General features: G+C 76.1%; 19 protein-coding genes and 1 pseudogene. 11 read left to right on the forward strand and 9 right to left on the reverse strand.

Going from position 1 to position 22875, the window contains the following annotated elements; genetic code table 11:
* Window positions 1-89: 89 nt before the first annotated feature.
* From HCK00_RS04120 to HCK00_RS04130, 3 genes and pseudogenes are all read right to left on the reverse strand, one after another.
* Window positions 90-893 carry an adenosylcobinamide-GDP ribazoletransferase gene (locus tag HCK00_RS04120; protein ID WP_168100334.1) on the reverse strand — a complete coding sequence of 268 codons (804 nt, stop codon included), beginning with the start codon at window positions 891-893 and terminating at the stop codon, window positions 90-92.
* A gap of 741 nt (window positions 894-1634) precedes the next feature.
* A pseudogene (gene cobT / locus HCK00_RS04125) lies at window positions 1635-2678 on the reverse strand (nicotinate-nucleotide--dimethylbenzimidazole phosphoribosyltransferase); the annotation flags it as partial.
* A gap of 439 nt (window positions 2679-3117) precedes the next feature.
* Window positions 3118-4323 (reverse strand): bifunctional adenosylcobinamide kinase/adenosylcobinamide-phosphate guanylyltransferase, encoded by a 1206-nt coding sequence (locus HCK00_RS04130; RefSeq protein WP_168100335.1) that lies wholly within the window; start codon window positions 4321-4323, stop codon window positions 3118-3120.
* A gap of 358 nt (window positions 4324-4681) precedes the next feature.
* Between HCK00_RS04130 and HCK00_RS04135 the strand changes: the two genes are divergently transcribed.
* Window positions 4682-4891: a hypothetical protein gene (locus HCK00_RS04135; protein ID WP_168100336.1), complete on the forward strand. Its 210-nt coding sequence runs from the start codon at window positions 4682-4684 to the stop codon at window positions 4889-4891.
* Between the two features lie 348 nt (window positions 4892-5239).
* On the forward strand, window positions 5240-6205 hold the full coding sequence (bla, locus tag HCK00_RS04140; RefSeq protein ID WP_168100337.1) for a class A beta-lactamase: 966 nt from the start codon (window positions 5240-5242) through the stop codon (window positions 6203-6205).
* Between the two features lie 82 nt (window positions 6206-6287).
* On the opposite strand, the gene HCK00_RS04145 is transcribed toward bla, so the two are convergent.
* On the reverse strand, window positions 6288-7046 hold the full coding sequence (locus HCK00_RS04145; protein WP_168100338.1) for a methyltransferase domain-containing protein: 759 nt from the start codon (window positions 7044-7046) through the stop codon (window positions 6288-6290).
* Window positions 7047-7162: 116 nt separating this feature from the next.
* Window positions 7163-7759 (reverse strand): DUF3043 domain-containing protein, encoded by a 597-nt coding sequence (locus HCK00_RS04150; protein ID WP_206319865.1) that lies wholly within the window; start codon window positions 7757-7759, stop codon window positions 7163-7165.
* A gap of 411 nt (window positions 7760-8170) precedes the next feature.
* Between HCK00_RS04150 and HCK00_RS04155 the strand changes: the two genes are divergently transcribed.
* The 4 genes from HCK00_RS04155 to HCK00_RS04170 all read left to right on the forward strand — a co-directional run bounded on the left by HCK00_RS04155 (window position 8171) and on the right by HCK00_RS04170 (window position 12109).
* Entirely contained in the window at window positions 8171-8998 is an 828-nt protein-coding gene (locus HCK00_RS04155; RefSeq protein ID WP_240965202.1) for a PspA/IM30 family protein, read from the forward strand.
* A 207-nt stretch (window positions 8999-9205) separates the two neighbouring features.
* Window positions 9206-9484 (forward strand): PspA-associated protein PspAA, encoded by a 279-nt coding sequence (gene pspAA, locus HCK00_RS04160; RefSeq protein WP_168100340.1) that lies wholly within the window; start codon window positions 9206-9208, stop codon window positions 9482-9484.
* A gap of 442 nt (window positions 9485-9926) precedes the next feature.
* Window positions 9927-11357, forward strand: coding sequence for a sensor histidine kinase (locus HCK00_RS04165; protein ID WP_311765131.1), 1431 nt, complete (start codon window positions 9927-9929; stop codon window positions 11355-11357).
* A complete protein-coding gene (locus HCK00_RS04170) occupies window positions 11354-12109 on the forward strand; it encodes a response regulator transcription factor (protein WP_168100341.1) in 756 nt (251 codons plus the stop codon). The genes HCK00_RS04165 and HCK00_RS04170 overlap by 4 nt, the downstream gene beginning before the upstream one ends.
* 95 nt (window positions 12110-12204) lie before the next feature.
* On the opposite strand, the gene nadA is transcribed toward HCK00_RS04170, so the two are convergent.
* Complete coding sequence (nadA, locus tag HCK00_RS04175) at window positions 12205-13383, reverse strand: quinolinate synthase NadA (protein WP_168100342.1); 1179 nt, start codon at window positions 13381-13383, stop codon at window positions 12205-12207.
* Window positions 13384-13650: 267 nt separating this feature from the next.
* On the opposite strand from nadA, the gene HCK00_RS04180 reads away from it, so the two are divergent.
* Complete coding sequence (locus HCK00_RS04180) at window positions 13651-14007, forward strand: HesB/IscA family protein (protein WP_168100343.1); 357 nt, start codon at window positions 13651-13653, stop codon at window positions 14005-14007.
* A gap of 353 nt (window positions 14008-14360) precedes the next feature.
* On the opposite strand, the gene HCK00_RS04185 is transcribed toward HCK00_RS04180, so the two are convergent.
* Window positions 14361-16109: a hypothetical protein gene (locus tag HCK00_RS04185; protein ID WP_168100344.1), complete on the reverse strand. Its 1749-nt coding sequence runs from the start codon at window positions 16107-16109 to the stop codon at window positions 14361-14363.
* A gap of 256 nt (window positions 16110-16365) precedes the next feature.
* Window positions 16366-16623, reverse strand: coding sequence for a hypothetical protein (locus HCK00_RS04190; protein WP_168100345.1), 258 nt, complete (start codon window positions 16621-16623; stop codon window positions 16366-16368).
* Between the two features lie 180 nt (window positions 16624-16803).
* Here HCK00_RS04190 and HCK00_RS04195 point away from each other — a divergent pair, with 180 nt between their 5' ends.
* Window positions 16804-17778: a carbohydrate kinase family protein gene (locus tag HCK00_RS04195; protein WP_168100346.1), complete on the forward strand. Its 975-nt coding sequence runs from the start codon at window positions 16804-16806 to the stop codon at window positions 17776-17778.
* A 342-nt stretch (window positions 17779-18120) separates the two neighbouring features.
* Here HCK00_RS04195 and HCK00_RS04200 read toward each other — a convergent pair whose 3' ends face one another.
* Window positions 18121-19551 (reverse strand): cysteine desulfurase/sulfurtransferase TusA family protein, encoded by a 1431-nt coding sequence (locus tag HCK00_RS04200; protein ID WP_168100347.1) that lies wholly within the window; start codon window positions 19549-19551, stop codon window positions 18121-18123.
* Between the two features lie 239 nt (window positions 19552-19790).
* Here HCK00_RS04200 and ctaC point away from each other — a divergent pair, with 239 nt between their 5' ends.
* From ctaC to HCK00_RS04215, 3 genes are read left to right on the forward strand one after another with little or no spacing between them, the layout of a single operon-like run.
* Window positions 19791-20753, forward strand: a complete 963-nt coding sequence (ctaC, locus tag HCK00_RS04205) for an aa3-type cytochrome oxidase subunit II (protein ID WP_168100348.1) — start codon at window positions 19791-19793, stop codon at window positions 20751-20753.
* Window positions 20750-22477 carry an aa3-type cytochrome oxidase subunit I gene (gene ctaD / locus HCK00_RS04210; RefSeq protein WP_168100349.1) on the forward strand — a complete coding sequence of 576 codons (1728 nt, stop codon included), beginning with the start codon at window positions 20750-20752 and terminating at the stop codon, window positions 22475-22477. Before ctaC ends, ctaD begins: the two co-directional genes overlap by 4 nt.
* Entirely contained in the window at window positions 22474-22872 is a 399-nt protein-coding gene (locus tag HCK00_RS04215) for a cytochrome c oxidase subunit 4 (RefSeq protein ID WP_168100350.1), read from the forward strand. Before ctaD ends, HCK00_RS04215 begins: the two co-directional genes overlap by 4 nt.
* Window positions 22873-22875 lie beyond the last annotated feature (3 nt).

The raw sequence follows: 22875 nt of genomic DNA on the forward strand, positions 1-22875 counted from the left end.
GGACGGACGAGGCGGCCCGGCCCGTCCCCGCCGGGCCCCGGTGGTGGTGCTCCACCCCTGGGGGAGGGCCGGGTGGCCGCCGGGGTCCCTCACCCCAGGGCGAGCACGACCAGGCAGACGGTGGCCGCCGTCTCCACCAGCGCACCGAGCACGTCCCCCGTCACCCCGCCGAACCGGCGCAGGCAGCGGCGGAGCAGCAGGGCGGCGGCGGCCGGCCCGGCCACCGCGGCCACCGCGGCGTGGGCCGCCGCCCCGGCCCCGAGCGGTGCCCCGGCCGCGGCGCAGGCCGCCGTGGCGGCCAGCAGCGTGAGGACCACGGCGCGCGTGGAGAGCGTGCCCGCGACCACCGCGCCCAGCCCCTCCGGGCGGGCCGCCGGCACCCCGGCGCGGACGGCCGGGACGAGCGCCGCGCGCCCCGCGACGGCGGCCACCACGGCCGCGGCCGCGCCGTGCGCGGGGCCCTCCCCGTAGAGCTCCGCGAGCGCCGCCGTCTGCGCCAGCAGGACCAGCACGAGGGTGACGGTGCCGAAGGGGCCGATGTCCGACCGCTTCATGATCCGCAGGGCGTCGCCCGCGGGCTTCCCGCTGCCCAGGCCGTCGGCCGTGTCGGCGAGCCCGTCCAGGTGCAGCGCGCGGGTGAGCACGGCCGGCACGGCCACCGTGGCGACCGCCGCGGTGAGCGGGCCCGCGCCGAGCAGCAGCAGGATCGTTCCGGCCGCCGCCGCGCAGAGCCCGGTCACGGCACCCGCGACGGGTGCGCAGACCATGCCGGCGCGGGCGGCGGCCCGGTCCCAGCGGCGGACGGGCACCGGCAGCACCGTCAGGGTCGAGAACGCGAAGCGGAGGGCGTCACCCGCCGAGGCGGGCCCCGGGTCGGCGGTCGGCTGGGTCATGGGCGCAGGCTATCCGGGCCACCGGCGACACCGGTCCGCCGCTCTCCCGCCGCTCTCCGCCGCCGGGGCCGGGCCGGCCCGGCCCCGGCGGCGGCCGGCCGCCGGTCGTGGTGTGCCGCCGGCCGGTCGTCGCCCGCCGTTCCGCCGCCGTCCCACCGCCGGCTGTCCGCCGGTGCCGCCGCCGTCCCGTCGCCGGGCCTGTCGGCTGCCTGGCCGCGGGGCCGCGGGGCCGTGCGGTCGCGTGGACGAGCGGTCGCGCGGGGCGCCCGCTGCCGTGCTTCCCCGGGGCCGAGCGGCTTGCCGCCGGACCGGGTCGCGGCCTCGGGCGGCTCCGCCGCGGGCCCGGGGCGCCGGCTCTCCCGCCGCCGGGCCGGGCCGGCCCCGGGAGGTCCGTCAGGCCGTCCCGCCGTCCGTGGAGGCCGGGCGCACGGTGGTCCGGCCGGTGGCGGGATTCTCCTCCGGGGCGCTCCCGGCGGGGCCGGGGGTGGTGTCCGCCAGGCCGGCGTTGCCGGCACCGTCCGCGGTGGCGTCGCCGGTGGACGGCCCGGGCTCCGTCCCGTCCGCCGCGCGTTCCCCGGCCGGTTCCGTGGCCGGGGAACCGGCCGTGCCGTCCGCGCCGAGCACACCGCCGGAGGCGTCCGCGCCGAGCGCACCGCCGGAGCCGTCCGCCCCGTCAGGGCCCTCCGCGCCGCCGGGGGTGGCGTCCGCGCCGGCAGGGGCGCCGGCCGCGGGGTCGTGGCCGTCCCGTTCCGGCAGTTCGGCGAGGAGTGCGGCCGCCGCCTGCACCACGGGGAGGGCCAGCAGGGCACCCGTGCCCTCCCCGGCCGTGACCCCCTGGTCCAGCAGCGGCTCCAGGGCCAGCCGGTCCAGCGCCTTCTCCTGCGCGGGCTCCCCGCTCACGTGCCCGGCCAGCCACCAGTCCGGCGCCCGGAAGGCGATCCGCTGTCCGACGAGCGCGCAGGCGGCCGAGACGACACCGTCCAGGATCACCGGGGTGCGGCGCACGGCGCACTGGAGCAGGAACCCGGTGGTGGCGGCCAGATCCGCGCCGCCGACCGTGCCCAGCAGCGCGAGGTGGTCGCCGAGGACCGGGCGGGCCCGGCGGAGGGCGTCCCGGATCGCGGCGCACTTGCGCATCCACGCCAGGTCGTCGATGCCCGCCCCGCCCCGGCCGGTCACCACGGAGGCGTCGGTGCCGCACAGGGCGGCGACCAGGGTGCTCGCGGCGGTCGTGCCGCCGACGCTGAGATCGCCGAGCACCACGAGGTCCGTACCGGCGTCGGCCTCCTCGTCGGCGACGGCCATCCCGGCGCGGAACGCCCGCTCGGTCTCCTCCGCGGTGAGCGCGTCCTCGACGTCGATCCGGCCGGAACCGCGCCGCACCCGGTGGCGCACGACCTCCTCGGGCAGGCCCGCCGGGTCGCAGTCCAGCGCCACGTCCACCACCCGCACCCCGGCGCCGAACCGCCGGGCCAGCACGGCCGCCGGGCTCTCCCCGCGCAGCACCGCGCCCACCAGGTGGTGCGCGCCGCCCGCGGGACGGCCCGAGACGCCGAGGCGCGCCACCCCGTGGTCCCCGGCGAAGAGCACCAGACGGGGCCGCCGGACCGGCCGGACCGGCACCGCGCGCTGGGCCGCCGCGAGCCACTCGCCCAGGTCGTCCAGGCGCCCCAGCGCACCGGGCCGGAGCACCAGCCGCTCCCTGCGCTCCTCCGCGTCACGCCGGACACCGGAGTCGGGACGCTCGATCAGATCGCCGAACTCTTCGAGATTGAGACCGCTCATCCTCCGAACCTATCCTCCCGCGCCGGGGTGACCGGACGGTGTCCCGCCCGGCAGCCGGGCGTCCGCCGACGGCCCGTCAGGCGGAGGACCGCCGCCCGCGGTCCGCCCGGCGCCCCGTCCGCGGGTCCGGCGCTCCCGGCGGGCCGTCCCCGCGGCCGTCCGCACCGGCGTCCGTGTCCGCGCCCGTGCTCACGCCCCCATCCGCGTCTCCGCCGATTCGGCCGGCCGCCCGTCCCCGGACGGTACGTCAGCCGCGTCGTCCCCGGCCGCCGTTGCTGCCGTTGCCGCCGGGATCGCCCCGCGCCGGCCCCGGGCGCGCCACGGGCGCCGTGGGCCCTCGTGAGCGGGACGGCCGGGGCGTCCGGCGGCGTGCCGGCGGCACCACTCGCCGCGCCCCCGCCCCCGCGCCCCCGCAGGCCCGGGCCCGGGCGCGTGCCCGTCAGCCGAGGTCCAGCACCCGCCCGGCGGTCACGAGCAGCACGCGTTCGCACTCGGCCGCCACGGCCGTGTTGAGCCGCCCCAGCTCGTCCCGGAACCGCCGCCCCGACGCGGTGGCCGGGACGACGCCCGACCCCACCTCGTTGGAGACGGCGACCACCGTGCGCCGGGTGGCGCGCACCGCCGCGGTGAGCTCCGCGGTGCGCTCCCGCAGCGCGCGCTCCCCGCCCGTCCGCCACCGCCGGTCGTCCCAGGCACCCGCCTCGTCCATGGCGTGCGTCAGCCAGAGGGAGAGACAGTCGATGAGCAGCGGCGGGCCGTCCCCGGTCAGCAGGGGCGCCAGCTCGCAGGTCTCCGTGGTCCGCCACCCCGCCGGGCGCCGCCCGCGGTGGAGCGCCACCCGCTCCGCCCACTCCGCGTCGCCGTCCCGGGTGCCACCGGTGGCCACGTACAGCACCTCGGGGAACGTCTCCAGCCGCCGCTCGGCCTCCGCCGACTTGCCGGAGCGGGCCCCGCCCAGGACGAGGGTGCGGCGGGGCGGGGCCGGCGTGGCGCGGTGCGCACCGACGGCCAGCGCCGTCCCGTCCGGCACCGCCCGGGCTCCGGCGGCCGCCAGCCGCCGCTCGGCCTCGTCCCCGGGCGGGACGTCATGGCCGAGGTGGACGCCGATCACGTCGGTGGCGGCGGAGACGGCGCCGAGCGAACGCAGCCGGGCCAGCGCGTCGGGGCGGCCCAGCACGTCGAGGAGAACCAGGTCGTAGGGGTGGGTGCGGGGTTCCATCCCGGCCGGGGCCGCTCCCGGCGGCAGGTACAGCAGTTCGGGCCCCTCGGGGCCGGCGGGCCCGGTGACGGAGTAGCCGGTGCCCGGCGCGTCCACCGCGACGGCCCGTACCCGGTGGCCGCTGATCAGCGCCAGCTCCCGGCCGTCCGGGGCGCGGCCCGGGGCGGGCAGCCCGGGGGGTACCTCGACCGCCGGGCCGGTGTGCGGGTGGGACAGCAGCACCTGCCGCACCCCGCCGAGCGTCCGCCCGGCGCGCGCGGCGGCCAGGGCCGTGCCCGGGGTCAGGTCGAGCAGCAGCGCGCCGTCCACGAAGACCGAGGTGGCGGCCCGCGCACGGGGGCCGGTGGCCGTCGCGCAGGTCGCGCAGGGGCAGCCCGGGAGCGGCAGCCCGCCCGGTGCCCCGGTGCCGAGGAGAGTGAGGTCCACCCCCCGATCGTCTCGCGCCGGGCCACCGGAGCGCGCGGGGCCTGCCCGTTTCCCGCCCCGGCGTCCCCCGGCGGGCGGGAACGGGGCGCCCGCCGGGAGGCGCCGCCTCCGGACGTGGAGCGAGGGCGGGCGGCCCGCGCCGTGGCCGGGCGCCCGGGGCGTCGCCGGACCCGCCCGGGCCGCCCGGTGCGTGGTGGGGAACGCCCGTCCGGCCGCACGGGGGCGCCGCCCGACCCCCGGGCCCCGCCGGCCCTCCCGCCCGGCGGGGCCCGCCGCCCGGCCGGCACCACCGGGGGAGCGGCGCGCCGTAGGGTGGCCCGCGACAGCCTGATCAGCAGCCGGCAGCCGGGAGGCGTACATGGCGTGGACGTGGCGGTTCGAGAAGGCCGACGGGACGGAGACGGCGCCCTCGGTCGAACCGGGCGAGTTCAGCACCCAGGGCGACGCGGAGTCCTGGATCGGCGAGGTGTGGCGGGAACTCCTGGAGGGCGGCACCGAGCAGGTGACGCTCTTCGAGGACGGCACGGAGATCTACGGCCCGATGAGCCTCAAGGCCGCCGAGGGCTGACGCGCCGGCCGGGGGAGCGGGCCGCCGCGGCCCGCTCCCCCGGTGCCGGTGCCGGTGCCGCCGTGCGGGCCCGTCGATCGCGGCGGGCCGGTGACCGCCGGGGGCGGCCGGCAGGCTCAGCGGTGCTCAGCGCCTTCAGCGGTGGCCGGCAGTGCTCAGCGGTGGCGGCGGGCACCGGCGGTCCCGGCCGCGCCCCGCCACCGGGACGGGACGGGACGGGCCAACGGCGCCACGCGGCGGGCCTGTTGCCCCGGGGGCCCGCGGGGCGCTCGCAACCGGCGGGGCCGGTGGGGCGTCCTGTCAAAGGTAGACGCACTGTCCCCGACTCCCGGAAGTGAGGCCCGCCTCGTGCGACGCCCCGGAGCCCGTACCTCCCGCCGATCCCTGCTGGCCGCCGGAGCCGGAGCGGTCCTGGCCGCCGCCGCCTCCCCGGCCTCCGCTTCGCCGGCCGTTTCCCCGGCCGCCTCCCCGGCCGGGGCCGCGAGCGCCGCCGCCACGCCGCCGGTCGCCGCCACCGCCGCCCGCCGGGAACTGCGCGCCCTGGAGCGCGAACACGGCGCCCGGCTCGGCGCCTACGCCCACGACACCGCCACCGGCCGGACGGTGGCGTACCGGGCGGACGAGCGTTTCCCCATGTGCTCCGTGTTCAAGACCCTCGGCGCGGCTGCGGTCCTCCGTGACCTGGACCGCGAGGGCGAGTTCCTGGCCCGCCGTATCCACTACACCGAGCGCGACGTCCAGCGCGCGGGGCACGTCCCCGTCACCAGCCGGCCCGAGAACCTCGCCGGGGGCATGACGGTCGAGGAACTGTGCGCCTGCTCCATCACGCACAGTGACAGCGCGGCGGCCAACCTCCTCCTCCACGAGCTGGGCGGCCCCACCGCCATCACCCGCTTCGTCCGATCCCTGGGGGACCGGGTGACCCGGCTCGACCGCTGGGAGCCCGAGCTGAACTCCGCGGAGCCCTGGCGGGTGACGGACACCACCAGCCCGCGCGCCATCGGGCGGACCTACGGCAGCCTGGTGCTGGGCGACGCGCTCGACGCGGGCGACCGGCGCCGGCTCACCGGCTGGCTGCTCGCCAACACCACCAGCGAGCACCGCTTCCGCGCGGGCCTGCCCGGCGACTGGACCCTCGCCGACAAGACCGGCGGCGGTGAGTACGGCACCAACAACGACGCCGGGATCGCCTGGCCCCCGGGGCGCCCGCCGGTCGTCCTCACCGTCCTGACCACCAAGCCCGACCCGGACGCCGGGGCCGACGACCCGCTGGTCGCCAAGGCCGCCTCCGTCCTGGCGGCGGCGCTGAGCTGACCGGCGGCCCGTTCCGCCGCCCCTCCGCGGCCCATGGTGGTCACCCGCGCGGGCCGCGGAGGGTGCCCGGCTGCCCGGCGGCTCAGCCCGTGGGAGAGGGCTCCCCGGACCCGGCCGGCCCGGCGCCACCCGGTGCCCCCCGGACCCCGCACAGGTGCAGCAGCGCGCCCACCGACCGGTAGGGGTCGGTGCGGCCGGCGCGGTCCTCGGCGGCGAGCATGAGTTCGAGCTGGCGCACATCGGCGGGTTGCGCGGTGTCGGCCATCTGGTCGGTGAGGACCCGGACGCCGTACCAGACGTGCAGCGGTGCCCCGATGCCGGTGAGGGTGGTGGTCAGGGCGTCCAGCCGGTCGGCACGGGCGGCGCGGCCGGACGGGTTGCGGTAGGCGGTGGCGCCGAAGGAGGCGAGCGCCGTGTTCCAGTCGCCCGCCAGGCCGGGGCGCATGGCCAGCGCGTCGGCGTTCCGGACGAGGAGGGAGAGCAGGCCGCCCGGGGCCAGGACGCGGGCGAGCCCCGCGAGTAAGGCGTCCGGGTGCTCGGTGTACATCAGCACACCGTGGCAGAGGACCACGTCGAAGCTGCCGGGCAGGAAGTGCACCCCGGTCTCCCGGCTGTCGCCCTCGATCAGCTGGAAGCGTTCCCGGATGCCCTCCGGTTCGGCGGCCAGCGCGGTGCGGACGGCCTTGACCAGCGGCGCGTGCGACTCCAGCCCGGTGATGCGGTGCCCCGCGCGGGCCAGCCGCAGCGCCTGCGTGCCGTGCCCGAGGCCGACGTCGAGGACGCGCAGGCGCTGCCCGACGGGAAAGCGCGCGGCTATCTGCTCCTCGAGCTGCCGGGCCACCAGCTCCCGGCGGACGATGGTGCGGACCCCCTCCGGCCCGCCGAGCCAGCTCGTGGCCGCTTCGGGATGCCAGGTGTCCCCGGCGGTCCGGCCGGGATCCTGGGCACTCTCCGTGCTCAGGGCCGCTCTCCGCGCTTGACCTGCGGCTTCGGCAGACGCAGCCGCCGCATCTGCAGGCTGCGCATCACGGCGTAGAAGACGACACCGCGGCGGGACTCCTCGGGGAAGCGCACGGAGAGCTGCTTCCGCAACCGGATCCCCAGGCCGATGGAGTCGGTCACGATCATCACGATCATGCCCATCCACACCAGGGTCACCGTGGCCTGCATCGACGGCAGCATGGACAGCACGAGCAGGACCACGGCCATCGGCAGGAAGAACTCCGCCACACAGAACCGGGAGTCGACGAAGTCCCGGGCGAAGCGGCGCACCGGGCCCTTGTCACGGGCCGGCAGATAGCGCTCGTCCCCCTTGGCCAGCGCCTCCCGCTGGCGCGCCAGGTCGGCGCGGCGGGCCTCGCGGGCGCGGCGGGCCGCTTCCTTGCGGTCGCCGGGCTTGGTGGCCAGGGTCCGGCGCCGCGCCTGGGAGTCCGAACGCTTCGGCGTCGGACGACCCTTCGGGGCCTGCGGGTCACGGGGCTGCTGGGAGCTCGCGGCCACCGTGGCGGTGGCGGCCTGCTCATCCTTCGAACGGCTACGGAACACGGGACCCAAGGGTACGGGGTGTCCCGGACGAGCCCCAGCCCGTCCCGGGCACGATCCCGCAACGGTCACCGGCGGCGCGTCACCGGCCGGGCGCGTGGGCGGGCGGTGGCGGGCCGGTGAGCGGGGCGGGTGGCAGGGCGGTGGGAGGAGCGGGCGGCGGGGCGGCGGCGGGGCCGTGACGGCGTGACGGAGGGGCCCGTGTTCCGGCCGGCCGCCGCCCGCCGGGGCCCGCCTGGCCGGTCGCGGTGGCCGCTCCCGGGGCCGGCGCCTACTCCCTGCGCCGGAGAGGCCCGTCCTGTGATCGTCCTGCAGGATGAGCGCATCGGCGGCCGATCAATGCGGTAATGGAGGCAGGGCCCGTACTGTTGGGTCCTGAGGACTGTCCGAGGACGAGCCCGGAGAAGGGGGCGCGCGAGACCCATGAGCGGTGTCATGAAGCGGATGGGGATGATGTTCCGCGCGAAGGCGAACAAGGCCCTGGACCGGGCGGAGGACCCGCGCGAGACCCTCGACTACTCGTACCAGAAGCAACTGGAGCTGTTGCAGAAGGTCCGGCGCGGCGTCGCCGACGTGGCCACCTCCCGCAAGCGGCTGGAGCTCCAGCTCGGCCAGTTGCGCAACCAGTCCGGCAAGCTGGAGGAGCAGGGCCGCAAGGCGCTCGCCCTGGGCCGTGAGGATCTCGCCCGCGAGGCGCTCTCCCGCCGGGCGGCGCTCCAGCAGCAGGTGACGGACCTGGAGACCCAGCACCAGACGCTCCAGAGCGAGGAGGAGAAGCTCACCCTCGCCGCCCAGCGGCTCCAGGCCAAGGTCGACGCCTTCCGCACCCGCAAGGAGACGATCAAGGCCACTTACACCGCCGCCCAGGCCCAGACCCGGATCGGCGAGGCCTTCTCCGGCATCTCCGAGGAGATGGGCGACGTCGGCCTGGCGATCCAGCGGGCCGAGGACAAGACCGCGCAGCTCCAGGCGCGGGCCGGCGCGATCGACGAGCTGATGGCCTCCGGCGCCCTGGAGGACCCCAGCGGCATGGCCAAGGACGACATCCAGGCCGAGCTGGACCGGCTCTCCGGCGGTTCGGACGTGGAGCTGGAGCTCCAGCGGATGAAGGCCGAGCTGGCCGGCTCCTCCCCGCAGCAGGCGATCGAGAGCGGGCAGTCCGGCCAGCCCGGTCAGTCCGCGCCCCAGGCGCAGCCCGCGCAGCAGCCGGAGAACCCGCAGCGGAGCGGGCCGGACTTCGGCAAGCACTGACCGGGCGGCGGCCCGGCCGTGCGAGCCGGGCCCCGGCACCGCCGTCCGGGCCCACGGCGGGCCGGCGGCCCCCGGCCGTCACCTCAGCAGCACCCTTGAGTACCCGTCACCATCCGTGAGCCATCTGTCAGCACTCGGCGGCACCTGCCGGCCTTCAGCGGCGGCACCAGGCGCGCCGGCACCATCGCACCATCGGAGGAGGTCGTCGTGATCGTACGGATCATGGGCGAGGGGCAGGTGAAACTGGCCGACCACCACTTCGCCCGACTCGACCGGCTGGACGACGAACTGCTCGCGGAGGTCGAGAGCGGTGACGAGGCCGGTTTCCGGCGCACCCTCCACGCCCTCCTGGACGCCGTGCGGGAGTTCGGCGAGCCGCTGCCCGACGACGCCCTGGAGCCGTCCGAGCTGATCCTGCCGTCGCCCGAGGCGAGCCTGGACGAGGTCAGGGACATGCTGGGCGACGAGGGCCTCATCCCCACGTAACGCCTGTGTCCGCGCCCATCCCGGCCCTGACAACGGGGCTGACCCGCCGCTCGCGGCTTTCGCGCCGCGGGCACGGCCCGCGCTCCGCCGCTGTGCCCGCGCGCCGGTGCCCCGGCGGGGCCCCGGCGCCGCTTCGCGCCGCCCCGGAGCTCCCGGCCGTCCCGGAGTCCGCCGCCGTCCCGGCCGTCCCGGAGTTCCGCGCCGCCCCGGCGCGGGCCGCCGGGACACCGGCAGTGGGGCCGTTCCCCGTACGGGCCGCCGTGCGGGCCCGCGCCGGGGAGCCCGGGTGCCCGCGCGCGGTCCGGCGTTCCGCGGGAGCGGCACCGGCCCGGTGCGCGGGGCCGGCCGCCGCGCGACGCGCCGCCCCGGCCCTCCGCCCCCGCCCGTCCCACCGGGGCGGGCCCGCCCGCCGCCGGGCGGCGGCCGCCGTACCGTTCCCGCCGTGACGACCCTCGCCGCCGGTCCGGGGCCGGCCCCCGCGCGGAGCCGGCTGCCCCGCCCGCACCCCCTGCTCCTCGACGCGGTGCTCGCGGTCGCGCTGCTGGTGCTGATCCTCTTCGCGCTGTCGGTGGAGCACCAGCCGTACGGGAAGCCACGGTTCGGCGGGCGTGAGCCCGGGGCGCTCAGCGTGGTCCTCGCCGTGGCCGCCTGCGCGGCGCTGGTCCTCCGCCGCCGCGCGCCCGCCCGGGTCCTCACCGCCACCGTCGTCCTCAGCCTGCTGGAGCTGGCCGCCGGGGCCGGGGAGCACGGCGTCCCGATGGCGGCCACCTCGGCCGTCGCCCTCTACACCCTGGCGAGCCGCACGGACCGTTCCACCACCCTCCGCTTCGGCCTCCCCGCGGTGGTCCTGCTCGGCGCCGCCGCGATGCTCTGCGGTCCCCGGCCCTGGTACGGGCAGCAGAACCTGGCCGTGCTCGCCTGGATGGGCATGGCCGCGGCGGCCGGGGACGCCATGCGCAGCCGCCGCGCCGTCGTCGACGCGATCCGGGAGCGTGCCGAACGGGCCGAGCGGACCCGGGAGGAGGAGGCGCGGCGCCGGGTCGCGGAGGAGCGGATGCGGATCGCCCGGGAGCTGCACGACGTCGTGGCCCACCACATAGCCCTGGTCAACGTGCAGGCGGGGGTGGCCGCGCACGTCATGGACAGCCGCCCCGACCAGGCCCGCGAGGCGCTGGCGCACGTCCGTGAGGCGAGCCGGTCCGCGCTGGACGAACTCCGCGCCACCGTCGGCCTGCTGCGCCAGTACGGCGACCCCGAGGCGCCGACCGAACCCGCGCCGGGGCTGGGGGTGCTCGACCAGCTCGTGGAGGGGTTCACCCGCAGCGGGCTGCCCGTGGAGGTCGAGGTGTCCTCCGACGGGTCCCGTGGCCCCTGGTTCAGCCGCCGTCCCGACCAGGCCGCGGAGGTGGCCGGGGACCTGCCCGCCGCGGTGGACCTCACCGCCTACCGGGTGGTGCAGGAGGCGCTGACCAACGCCCACAAGCACGCGGGGGAGGGAGCCACGGCCACGGTGCGGATCGCGCGCGGCGAGGGCGTGCTGGAGATCGGTGTGGTGGACGACGGCGGCGGGGGCGGCCCGGCCGGGGACGGCGGCGCGGCCACCGGGTCCTCCGGAGGCACGGAAGCCGCCGGAGGGCTGGGAGGGGCCGGGACCGGCGGGGACTCCGCCGGGCCGGTGGGCGGTCACGGCCTGCTCGGGATGCGGGAGCGGGTGGCGGCGCTCGGCGGGGCGTGCGAGGCGGGCCCGTGCCGCGGCGGCGGCTTCCGGGTCCGCGTCCGGCTTCCGCTCACCGCGGGCGGGCTCCCCGCCGCCGGTGACGGCCCCGGCCGGGTGGGCGCGCCGGAGCGCCGGCGGCCCAGGAGCGCGTCATGACGATCCGGGTGCTGCTCGCCGACGACCAGGCCCTGCTGCGCAGCGCCTTCCGGGTGCTCATCGACTCCGACCCCGGCCTGGAGGTGGTGGGAGAGGCGTCCGACGGCGCGGAGGCCGTCCGGCTGGCCCGGGAACGCCGCGCCGACGTGGTGCTGATGGACATCCGCATGCCCGGCACGGACGGGCTCGCCGCCACCCGGCTGATCGGCGCCGACCCGGACCTGGCCGGGGTGCGCGTCCTGGTCCTGACGACGTTCGAGGCGGACGAGTACGTCGTGGCCGCCCTCCGCGCCGGTGCCTCCGGCTTTCTCGGCAAGGGGGCCGAACCGGTGGAACTGCTGACGGCGATCCGCACCGTCGCCGCGGGGGAGTCGCTGCTCTCCCCGGTCGCGACCACCGCGCTCATCGCCTCCTTCCTCGCCCAGGACCGCCCGGCCGCGGACGGGGACGGCCGGGGCGGCCGGGACGGCGGGAGTGGGGACGGCGGGAGCGGGGACGGGGCGGACGGCGGCGGGCTGGACGCCCTCACCTCCCGCGAGCGGGAGGTGCTGGCCCTGGTCGCGGAGGGGCTGTCCAACCGGGACATCGGCGAACGGCTCTCCGTCAGTCCGCTGACGGTCAAGACCCATGTCAACCGCACGATGACCAAGGTCGGCGCCCGGGACCGGGCCCAGCTGGTCGTCGTGGCCTACCGGTCCGGTCTGGTCCGGCCGGTGCACCGGGGCGGGGCCCGGCCGCTGCCCCCGCCCTGACGCGCGACGGGCTCGGCCCGTCACCGGCAAAGGGCCGCCGCGGCGCGCGACGGCCCCTGCCGGTGACGGGTGCCCTGCTCGGGCGACGGCGCCGGCTACGGCAGGGCGAGCATCCGCTCCAGCGCGGCCTTCGCGTACGTCTCCGTCTCCGGGTCCACCTCGATCCGGTTGACGACCTTCCCGTCCGCCAGCGACTCCAGCGCCCACACCAGGTGCGGCAGGTCGATCCGGTTCATCGTGGAGCAGAAGCAGACCGTCCGGTCGAGGAAGGAGATCTCCTTGCCCTCGGGCGCGTAGCGGGCCGCGAGCCGGCGGACCAGGTTCAGCTCCGTGCCGATCGCCCACTTCGAACCCGCGGGCGCCGCCTCCAGGGTCTGGATGATGTGCTCCGTGGAGCCGACGTGGTCGGCCGCCGCGACCACCTCGTGCCGGCACTCCGGGTGCACCAGGACGTTGACGCCCGGTATCCGTTCCCGCACCTCGTTCACGGAGTCCAGGGAGAACCGGCCGTGCACCGAGCAGTGGCCGCGCCACAGGATCATCTTCGCCGCCCGCAGCTCGCCGGCGGTGAGCCCGCCGTTCGGCTTGTGCGGGTTGTAGACCACGCAGTCGTCCAGGGAGAGGCCCAGGTCCCGGACCGCGGTGTTGCGGCCGAGGTGCTGGTCGGGGAGGAAGAGCACCCGCTCACCCTCGCCGAACGCCCACTCCAGCGCCCGCCGGGCGTTGGAGGAGGTGCAGATGGTGCCCCCGTGCCGGCCGGTGAACGCCTTGATGTCGGCGGAGGAGTTCATGTACGAGACGGGCACCGTGGAGCCGGCCACCCCCGCCTCCGTCAGGACGTCCCAGCACTCGGCGACCTGCTCGGCGGTGGCCATGTCGGCCATGGAGCAGCCGGCCGCGAGGTCGGGGAGGACGACGCGCTGCGCGTCCGAGGTGAGGATGTCCGCCGACTCGGCCATGAAGTGGACACCGCAGAAGACGATGTACTCGGCCTCCGGGCGGGCCGCGGCCTCCCGGGCGAGCTTGAAGGAGTCCCCGGTGACATCGGCGAACTGGATCACCTCGTCCCGCTGGTAGTGGTGGCCGAGGACGAAGACCTTCTCCCCGAGCCGCGCCTTGGCCGCCCGGGCGCGCTCCACCAGGTCCGGGTCGGACGGCGCGGGCAGGTCGCCGGGGCACTCCACACCGCGCTCGCTCCTGGGGTCGGCCTCGCGGCCGAGCAACAGGAGCGCGAGCGGTGTCGGAGAGACGTCGAGAGGCTGTGCGGTGGTCACTGCGCGCACCTTTTTCCTGTTCGGCAGACACCCTTTTCGTCTGATTGACGCTATTCATCATAGCTGCTTCACGTCAGATTGACGATGGGGATCGTGTCGATGTGACGCATCCGTCCGCCCGGCCCCGCGCCCGCGAACGGTGAGGCTGCCCCGTCCGGGCGGGGTGTGCGAGCATGAACGGAGAAAGCGCACCGCCACCCGGAATGAATCCGGGGCGCCGTGGGTTGAGCCGACGGCAAGCGATCCGTACAACCCGGGAGAGAGCAGATGTCCGTGCAGGACGAGAAGACCACCACGAGCGACGGCATCCTCCTGTCCGACGCGGCCGCGGGCAAGGTCAAGGCGCTGCTGGAGCAGGAAGGGCGGGACGACCTCGCGCTGCGGGTCGCGGTCCAGCCGGGCGGCTGCTCCGGTCTCCGCTACCAGCTCTTCTTCGACGAGCGCTCCCTCGACGGGGACGTCGTGAAGGACTTCGACGGCGTCAAGGTCGTCACCGACCGGATGAGCGCCCCGTACCTGGGCGGCGCCTCCATCGACTTCGTCGACACCATCGAGAAGCAGGGCTTCACCATCGACAACCCCAACGCCACCGGCTCCTGCGCCTGCGGCGACTCCTTCAGCTGACCGGCCGGCCCCCGGCGGCCCGCGGACCGGAGGGCACCGGGCCCCGGACCGGCGGGCCCGGCCCCCGGTGGCCGGGCCGGTGGCCTGAACCGTGACATGGCGGAGGCGGCGAACCCTGAGGTTCGCCGCCTCCGCCATGTCCGGGCTGTGCTGTGTCCGCTCCGTGCGCGCTCTGGGCCGGCGCCGTGCCGGCTCCGCGTCCCCGGCCGGTCCCGGGGCCGCCGTGCGGGGGCACCGGCGCCGCCGCTCTCACCGCCGTGGCCTCAGCGGCGCCCTGTGACAGGGGCCCGCGCTCCCCTGGTCACGGCCGCCGGCCCCGCGTCCGGCCGGGCCGCCGGGCGACGGCGGCCGCGTCACTTCCCCTCGGGCACCCGGTCGCCGCTGCGGGCGTCCACCACGGCCCGGTCACCCAGCGGTTCGTCGAGCGTCACCTTCTCCGTCATGCGCTCCGCCTTCTTCACGCACATCCGGCCCGGTTCCTTCTCGGTGCCCTCGATCCGGACCTCCACCCGCTCGCCGCGGGGTTCGGCGGTCACCGTGTAGTCGGTGCACACCCCGCCCCAGAACCGCACGGTGAGGGTGCGGCCGTCCGCCTCGTAGCTCGTCACCTGCGTCAGTGAGGTGTCGCCGCCGGGCTCACCGGGCTCCGCGGGCTCGGCCGGCCCGGACGTCGGCCGGTCGCCGGGGGCGGAGGGGCGGGAGCCCGGGGCGTCCCCGGCGACGAACTCCGGCCGCACGGCGGGATGGCTCACGGTGTAGGGGTCACCGGCGCCGGCCGGCTCCACCCGGAACAGCCAGGACGGCACCAGGGCCTGCGCGCCGTCGACGAACTGGGCGGCGTAGCCGAACTCGGCCTCGCGCACCGTCACCCGGGACCGTTCCGCTCCCTCACCGGCCGGGCCGTCCCCCGGCTCCGTCCGCTTCCCCTGTTTCCCCTGCTGCTCCGTCTGCTCGCTCTGCCCGGTCGGCTCGGTTTCTCCCGGGTCGCCCTCCGGAGCCGCCCCGGGCTCCCGTCCGGCCGCCCCCCGTTCCGGTGCCGGCAGCGTCTCGGGCGCGCCGGGCCCCGCGCAGGGCGGGGCCGCCGGGCCGTCGCCGTCCCGGTGCGGGACGGCCGAGGCGCAGTCCCCGCCACCGCTGCCGGACCGCCCGGCGTCACCGGCCGCGTTGAGCCGCTTCAGGGCCTCCCCGGCGCCCAGGAGCGGGTACTCCGCGCCCTTCCGCAGCTCCGCCAGGTGCCCGCTGCCGTCCACGACCGCCCCGTCCGGGCCGATCCGCAGGGCGGTGTGGAAGCCGTAGGTCGGGTGGCCGTCCAGCACGGGGGCCGCGTTCACGGTGCGGACGGCGCCCGTGGTGGCGGAGGAGTCCAGTGCGGCGCCGGCCAGGCCGAGGGCCTTCAGCACGGGCGCGGCGGCCTTCTCCGCCGCCGCGGCGGAGAGCGGGTCACCGGGGCCGTCCTCCGTCTTCCCCGCGCCCTTCTCCGGCGGGTCGCCGGCGGAGGAGGAGCAGGACGGGGCGGAGCTCGTGGTGCCGTCGGGGGCCTTCTCCGCCCCGCTCGTCCCACCGCCCGGGGACGGCTCGCCGGTGCCGCCGCAGCCGCCGCCGGGGCCGTAGGCGTGGAAGGTCCAGGTGCCGGCCGCCTGCCGGGCGACGTCCAGCCGGGGCCCCGAGGGGTCCTTGCGGGGGCCGAACTGCCAGGTGTCCCCGGCGAGACGGGCCTTGCCGTCCACGTCGAGGGCGCGGGCCAGCCGTTCGGCGGCGGCGCGCGGGACCTCCCCGCGCGGCCGGTACACGGGGGCGCTGTCCGGGCCGTCCGGCAGGTCGCCCGCGGCCGCGTACTCGGCGCCGGGCACCGGACCGGGCTCGCCCGGGGCGACATCCGCCCCGGTCTCCGCCCCGCTCCAGCCGTCGAGGCGCAGGGGCGGCGGATCGGCGGCGGGGCCGGAGCCGCCACCGCCCGCGGTCGAGGCCCAGTAGGCGCCGCCGCCCCCGGCCGCCAGCACCGCCGCCGCGACCGAGGCGGCGACGAGCACGGAACGCCGCCTGCGGGCCGTGCCGGGGGCGTCCGGCTCGGGTGTGTCCTCCGGAGATCGCTCGGTGGTCACCGCATCGCTCCCATCACTCCGCCCCGCGGATCCGGGGACCCGCGCGGATTCACGCGTCGGTCATGCCCCTTGACCGGGACACGCCGATGGGACGGAGCGCACGCGTGTACGGTTCCCACGTCGTCCGGACGGTCACCGCCATCCGGGCCGGGCCGGGCTCTCCGGTGCGGAGGCCCGCCGTGCGGGCGGGCAGGAACCGGTGGGACCGGCTGAACCCGTGGGACCGGCCGAGCCGGCGAGCCGGCGAGCCGGCCGTTCACGACCGGGGAGCCGGCTCCCCGTACTCGGACATGCCGGCCACGAGGCGCGCCGAGGACGACGGCACCCGCACCCCGCGGATGCGGGACGGCGGAACCGGCTCGGCGGCCTCCGGGCCGGGTCCGGACGTCCTCCAGTGCGGCGCCATCCGCAAGCAGTCACCCCGCAGTTCGGCCAGGCCGCCGTCCAGCTCCAGCGGGGCGGAATCGGCGGTGCGCGGCGGCACGGAACCGCCGGGCAGCGGGGCGAGGGGCATGAGAACTCCTGAAGGGGCCGGGGGCGGCGGAGAGGCGGAATGCCTGCCACCGGCACCGTATGCGTCCCGCGACGGGCGGAGAAAGCCCTACTATCGGGTAGTTCTCGGCTGCCGGGGCAGGGCCCGGGAACCGGTAGCGTGAAACGTCCGCTTTCCACTGCCCGCAGGAGATGCCCTCCGATGCGTATCGCTGTCACCGGCTCCATCGCCACCGACCACCTGATGACCTTCCCCGGCCGCTTCGCCGACCAGCTCGTCGGCGACCAGCTCCACACGGTCTCGCTCTCCTTCCTGGTCGACGGTCTGGAGGTACGGCGCGGCGGGGTCGGCGCCAACATCGCCTTCGGCATGGGCCAGCTGGGGGTCCGTCCCGTGCTCGTCGGGGCCGCCGGCGCGGACTTCGAGGAGTACCGGGCCTGGCTGGAGCGGCACGGCGTGGACACCGCCTCGGTGCGGATCTCCGAGATACTGCACACCGCCCGCTTCATCTGCACCACGGACGCCGACCACAACCAGATCGGCTCCTTCTACACCGGTGCCATGAGCGAGGCCCGGCTGATCGAGCTGAAGGCCGTGGCCGACCGGGTCGGCGGGCTCGACCTCGTCCTCATCGGCGCCGACGACCCCGAGGCGATGCTCCGCCACACCGAGGAGTGCCGGACCCGGAAGATCCCGTTCGCCGCGGACTTCTCCCAGCAGATCTCCCGCATGAACGGTGAGGAGATCCGCGTCCTGGTGGACGGAGCCGCGTACCTCTTCTCCAACGAGTACGAGAAGGGCCTCATCGAGTCCAAGACCGGGTGGAGCGCGGAGGAGATCCTCGACCGGGTCGGCAGCCGGATCACCACGCTCGGCCCCGCCGGGGTGCGGATCGAGCGGAAGGACGGGGAGACGATCGAGGTCGGCACCGCGGAGGAGGAGAGGAAGGCCGACCCGACCGGCGTCGGCGACGCCTTCCGCGCCGGCTTCCTCTCCGGCCTCGCCTGGGGTGTCACGACCGAACGCGCCGCGCAGGTCGGCTGCATGCTGGCCACCCTGGTCATCGAGACGGTCGGCACCCAGGAGTACGAGCTGCGCCGCGGCCACTTCCTGGACCGCTTCACCAAGGCCTACGGCCACGAGGCGGCGGCCGAGGTACGGAGCCACCTGGCCTGAGCCGCCCGGAAGGGGGCCCCGGGGCCTGCCCGGCTCCGGCGGCCGCTCTCCCGCCGCCCCGGGCCGCGCAGACTCTGTGCCGCCCCGGGGCCTCGATCAGTACCGCTTCCGGCCCGGCCCCGGCCCCGGGCCTCCGTGGACGGAGGAGAGGCGGGGGCCCGCCCGCCCGGGGCGGTCCCGCCCGCCGCCCCGGAGCGCCTGCCCGGCTCCAGGGGGCCGCCCTCCCGCCGCGCGGGGCCGCGCCGGTGAGGCGTCGCGGCCCGGAGCGCCGCCCGTGGGTGCCACCCGGGCGGCTCCCCGGACCGCGACACGCCGGGGCCGGGGCATCTCCCGTCCGGCGGGTCACGCCCGGCGGCGCACCCGGTAGGACGTCCCGCCCTCCGCCGGGCGCTCGCCCAGATACTCCTGTCCGCGCATCGCACACCAGGCCGGGATGTCCAGCCGCGCCGCCGCGTCGTCGGCGAGGACGGCGATCACCGCCCCGTCCGGTACGTCCCCGATCACCTTCGCCAGCTCGATCACGGGGACGGGACAGCGCCGGCCGAGCGCGTCGACGGTCAGCACCGGCTCGTCCCCCGCGGACTCCTCCCCTCCGGGCCGGGCGGCGGGGGACCGCCTGCCCCCGGGAGCGCCGTCCGCCGGGGCGGGCGCGCCCAGCCGGGCGCGGACCTCCGCCACCGCGCCGGGCAGCACACCGAGGAAGCGTTCCACCTCGGCCTCCGCCGTCCCCGGCGGCAGCGACACCCGCACGTTGCCCTCGGACAGCACCCCCATCGCGCGCAGCACATGGCTCGGCACCAGTGTGGACGCCGTGCAGGAGGAGCCGGAGGAGACGGAGAAGCCCGCCCGGTCCAGCTCGTGCAGCAGCGCCTCGCCGTCCACGTACAGGCAGGAGAAGGTGACCAGATGCGGCAGCCGCCGCACCGGATCGCCCACCACCTCGGTCTCCGGCACCAGCTCCGGCACCCGGGCCCGGATCCGCTCCACCAGCGCCCGCAGCCGTGCCGCCTCGCGCTCCGCCTCCTGGCGCACGGCGCGCAGCGCGGCGGCGGCGGCCACCACGGCCGGGACGTCCGGGAACCCCGGGGCGCGCCCGGACTCCCGCTCGTCCGCCGGGCCGCGCGGGGCGAACCGCACACCCTTGCGAACGGCCAGCAGTCCCACCCCGGGGGGCCCGCCCCACTTGTGCGCGCTCGCCGTCAGCAGCGACCAGTCGCCCGGCACCGGTCCCCAGGCCAGCGACTGGGCCGCGTCGACCAGCAGCGGCACCCCGGCGGCCCGGCAGTCCTGGGCGCTCTGGGCGACCGGCTGTTCCGTCCCCACCTCGTGGTTGGCGGATTGCAGGCAGGCCAGGGCGGTGTCCGGGCGCAGCGCGGCCGCGTACGCGCCGGGGGCGACACGCCCGGCGCGGTCGGTCCCGACCTCCGTCACCGTGCCGCCGTCCGCCGCGTGGGCCGCGGCGGATTGCAGGACGCAGGAGTGCTCCACGGCCGACACCACCAGATGCCGGCCCACGCGCCGGCGGCCGGCGAGGGCCCCGGCGATCCCGTCGTGCACGGCGCGGGTGCCGGAGGAGGTGAAGACCAGCTCGTCGGGGCGGCAGCCGGCGGCCTCCGCGGCGGTTTCCCGGGCCGCGTCGAGCAGCAGGCGGGCCCGCCGCCCCTCGCGGTACAGCCGTGCGGGGTCCGCCCAGCCCTCGTCGAGCGCGGCGAGCAGGGCCTGGCGGGCGACGGGGTGGAGGGGCGCGGAGGACGCGGAGTCGAAGTAGGCCACGCCCGCACGCTAACCCCTCGCGCGGGGTGCGCCGGGCGGGCCGGAGTCCGCCGTCCCGCGCCCGTTCCGCGTCTCCGGGAAGACGCGCGGCGCGTTGGGTACCCTCCTCGCGCGACCCCAAATGGCGTCCAGTAGGGTTTGGACCGCATAAACATCCAAACCCCTGCCCGCGACAAGGGCCGGCGACCGAACGCAGAGCGGGCGCAGGTCGGCGGGCGAGACTCTCGGGAAGGCGCTACGTGAGTCCCAACGGCTCCGACCGCTCGTCGCGGCGCCCGATGCGGCGGAAGCTGCCGCAGGCGCTTGCCGCGGGCCTGGTCCTGGTGACCGCCACCGGTTGCACATCCGAGGACTTCCCCCGCCTCGGAATGCCCACCCCCGTCACGGAGGAGGCGCCCCGGATCCTCGCCCTCTGGCAGGGGTCCTGGGCCGCCGCGCTCGCCGTGGGCGTGCTCGTCTGGGGCCTGATCCTGTGGAGTGTCATCTTCCACCGGCGGTCCCGGACCAAGGTCGAGATCCCCCGGCAGACCCGGTACAACATGCCGATCGAGACCCTCTACACGGTGGTCCCGCTGATCATCGTCTCGGTCCTCTTCTACTTCACCGCGCGGGACCAGAGCGCGCTCCTCAAGACCTCCGAACGGCCCGACCACGTGATCAACGTGGTGGGCTACCAGTGGAGCTGGGGCTTCAACTACATGGAGGACGTGGACGGCGACCCGGCGACGCCCGGCAAGCTGCCCAAGGAGGTCGCCTCCATCGCGGACAAGAAGCTGGAAGGGGTCCCGGAGGGCGCCGAGGGCGTCTACGACGCCGGCGTCCCCGGGGACCGCAACCCGCAGAACGGCAACCCGGGGCCGACCCTGTGGCTGCCGAAGGGCGAGTCGGTCAAGTTCGTCCTGACCTCCCGGGACGTCATCCACTCCTTCTGGGTGGTGCCGTTCCTGATGAAGATGGACGTCATCCCCGGACACACCAATGTCTTCGAGGTCACTCCTGAGAAGGAGGGCACGTTCATGGGCAAGTGCGCCGAGCTGTGCGGCACCGACCACGCCCGGATGCTCTTCAACGTGAAGGTGGTTTCCCCGGAGCGGTACCAGAAGCACCTTCAGGACCTGGCGGACAAGGGCCAGACCGGCTACATCCCCGCGGGCATCCCGCAGAGTGATGCCGCCAAGAATGCGGAGACGAACAACCCATGAGCATCCTCAACGAACCCCGGGGTGCCGCGGCGGTCGACGCCGCTCCGCCCGTGCGCCGGAGGAGCCCCGGCAGTCAGGTCGTGAAGTGGCTGACGACCACCGACCACAAGACCATCGGGACGCTGTACCTCGTCACCTCCTTCCTCTTCTTCATCATCGGCGGGGTCCTGGCGCTCTTCATGCGCGCCGAGCTGGCCCGGCCGGGCACGCAGTTGATGTCGAACGAGCAGTTCAACCAGGCGTTCACGATGCATGGCACGATCATGCTGCTGATGTTCGCGACGCCGCTGTTCGCCGGATTCGCGAACTGGATCATGCCGCTCCAGATCGGCGCGCCCGACGTGGCGTTCCCGCGGCTGAACATGCTCGCGTACTGGCTGTACCTCTTCGGCTCGCTGATCGCCGTGGCCGGCTTCCTCACCCCGCAGGGCGCGGCCGACTTCGGCTGGTTCGCCTACACCCCGCTGTCGGACGCCGTCCGCTCGCCGGGTGTCGGCGGTGACCTGTGGATCATGGGCCTGGCCCTCTCGGGCTTCGGCACGATCATGGGCTCGGTCAACTTCATCACCACGATCATCTGCATGCGCGCCCCCGGCATGACGATGTTCCGGATGCCGATCTTCACCTGGAACGTCCTGCTGACCGGTGTGCTGGTCCTGCTCGCCTTCCCGGTGCTCGCCGCCGCGCTCCTGGCGCTGGAGGCCGACCGGCAGTTCGGGGCGCACATCTTCAACGCGGCCAACGGCGGGCCCCTGCTGTGGCAGCACCTCTTCTGGTTCTTCGGCCATCCCGAGGTGTACATCATCGCGCTGCCGTTCTTCGGCATCGTCTCGGAGATCATCCCGGTCTTCAGCCGCAAGCCGATGTTCGGCTACATCGGCCTGATCGGCGCGACGATCGCGATCGCCGGCCTGTCGGTGACCGTCTGGGCGCACCACATGTACGTCACCGGCGGTGTGCTGCTGCCGTTCTTCTCGTTCATGACCTTCCTCATCGCGGTCCCGACCGGGGTGAAGTTCTTCAACTGGCTCGGCACGATGTGGCAGGGCAGTCTCAGCTTCGAGACGCCGATGCTGTGGACCGTCGGCTTCCTGATCACCTTCGTCTTCGGTGGTCTGACCGGTGTCATCCTGGCCTCGCCGCCGCTGGACTTCCACGTCTCCGACTCCTACTTCGTGGTGGCCCACTTCCACTACGTGGTCTTCGGCACCGTGGTGTTCGCGATGTTCGCGGGCTTCCACTTCTGGTGGCCCAAGTTCACCGGCAAGATGCTGGACGAGCGGCTCGGCAAGATCACCTTCTGGACGCTGTTCACCGGCTTCCACGGCACCTTCCTCGTCCAGCACTGGCTGGGTGTCGAGGGCATGCCGCGCCGCTACGCGGACTACCTCGCCGCCGACGGCTTCACCGCGCTGAACACCGTCTCGACGATCGCGTCCTTCCTGCTCGGCCTGTCGATCCTGCCGTTCCTCTACAACGTCTGGAAGACGGCGCGCTACGCGCCGAAGGTCGAGGTGGACGACCCGTGGGGGTACGGCCGGTCCCTCGAATGGGCGACCGCCTGCCCGCCGCCGCGGCACAACTTCCTCAGCCTGCCGCGCATCCGCTCCGAATCCCCGGCCTTCGACCTGCACCACCCGGAGATCGCGGAGATCGACCAGCTCGAAGCCCGTGAGGCGCTGGCCGGCAAGGCCCTGGCCGGGGACAAGGAGGCCGCGAAGTGAAGGTCCAGGGACACATCTTCCTCTGGCTGGCGCTCTTCTTCCTCGCCACCTGTGCCGTCTACGGCCTGTGGTCGAAGGAGCCGGTGGGCACCACGGCGCTCTTCCTCACCTTCGGGCTCTGCCTGATGGTCGGCTTCTACCTGGCGTTCACCGCGCGCCGGGTGGACACCGGGGCTCAGGACAACGAGACGGCGGATGTCGCGGACGACGCCGGTGAGCTGGGCTTCTTCTCCCCGCACAGCTGGCAGCCGCTCGCGCTGGGCATCGGCAGCGCGCTGGCCTTCCTGGGCGTGGTGTTCGGCTGGTGGCTGCTGTACTTCTCCCTGCCGATCCTCCTCATCGGACTCTTCGGCTGGGTGTTCGAGTACTACCGGGGCGAGAACGCCACGCAGTAAGCA

The sequence above is a fragment of the Streptomyces zingiberis genome (assembly GCF_012034935.1).
Lineage (GTDB): Bacteria > Actinomycetota > Actinomycetes > Streptomycetales > Streptomycetaceae > Streptomyces > Streptomyces zingiberis.

What these genes read in the sequence shown, in the direction of transcription:
- HCK00_RS04120 (WP_168100334.1), bottom strand. Translation starts at nt 893, where the DNA reads ATGACCCAGCCGACCGCCGACCCGGGGCCCGCCTCGGCGGGTGACGCC.
- HCK00_RS04135 (WP_168100336.1), top strand. Translation starts at nt 4,682, where the DNA reads ATGGCGTGGACGTGGCGGTTCGAGAAGGCCGACGGGACGGAGACGGCG.
- HCK00_RS04155 (WP_240965202.1), top strand. Translation starts at nt 8,171, where the DNA reads ATGAGCGGTGTCATGAAGCGGATGGGGATGATGTTCCGCGCGAAGGCG.
- HCK00_RS04170 (WP_168100341.1), top strand. Translation starts at nt 11,354, where the DNA reads ATGACGATCCGGGTGCTGCTCGCCGACGACCAGGCCCTGCTGCGCAGC.
- HCK00_RS04180 (WP_168100343.1), top strand. Translation starts at nt 13,651, where the DNA reads ATGTCCGTGCAGGACGAGAAGACCACCACGAGCGACGGCATCCTCCTG.
- HCK00_RS04190 (WP_168100345.1), bottom strand. Translation starts at nt 16,623, where the DNA reads ATGCCCCTCGCCCCGCTGCCCGGCGGTTCCGTGCCGCCGCGCACCGCC.
- HCK00_RS04195 (WP_168100346.1), top strand. Translation starts at nt 16,804, where the DNA reads ATGCGTATCGCTGTCACCGGCTCCATCGCCACCGACCACCTGATGACC.
- ctaD (WP_168100349.1), top strand. Translation starts at nt 20,750, where the DNA reads ATGAGCATCCTCAACGAACCCCGGGGTGCCGCGGCGGTCGACGCCGCT.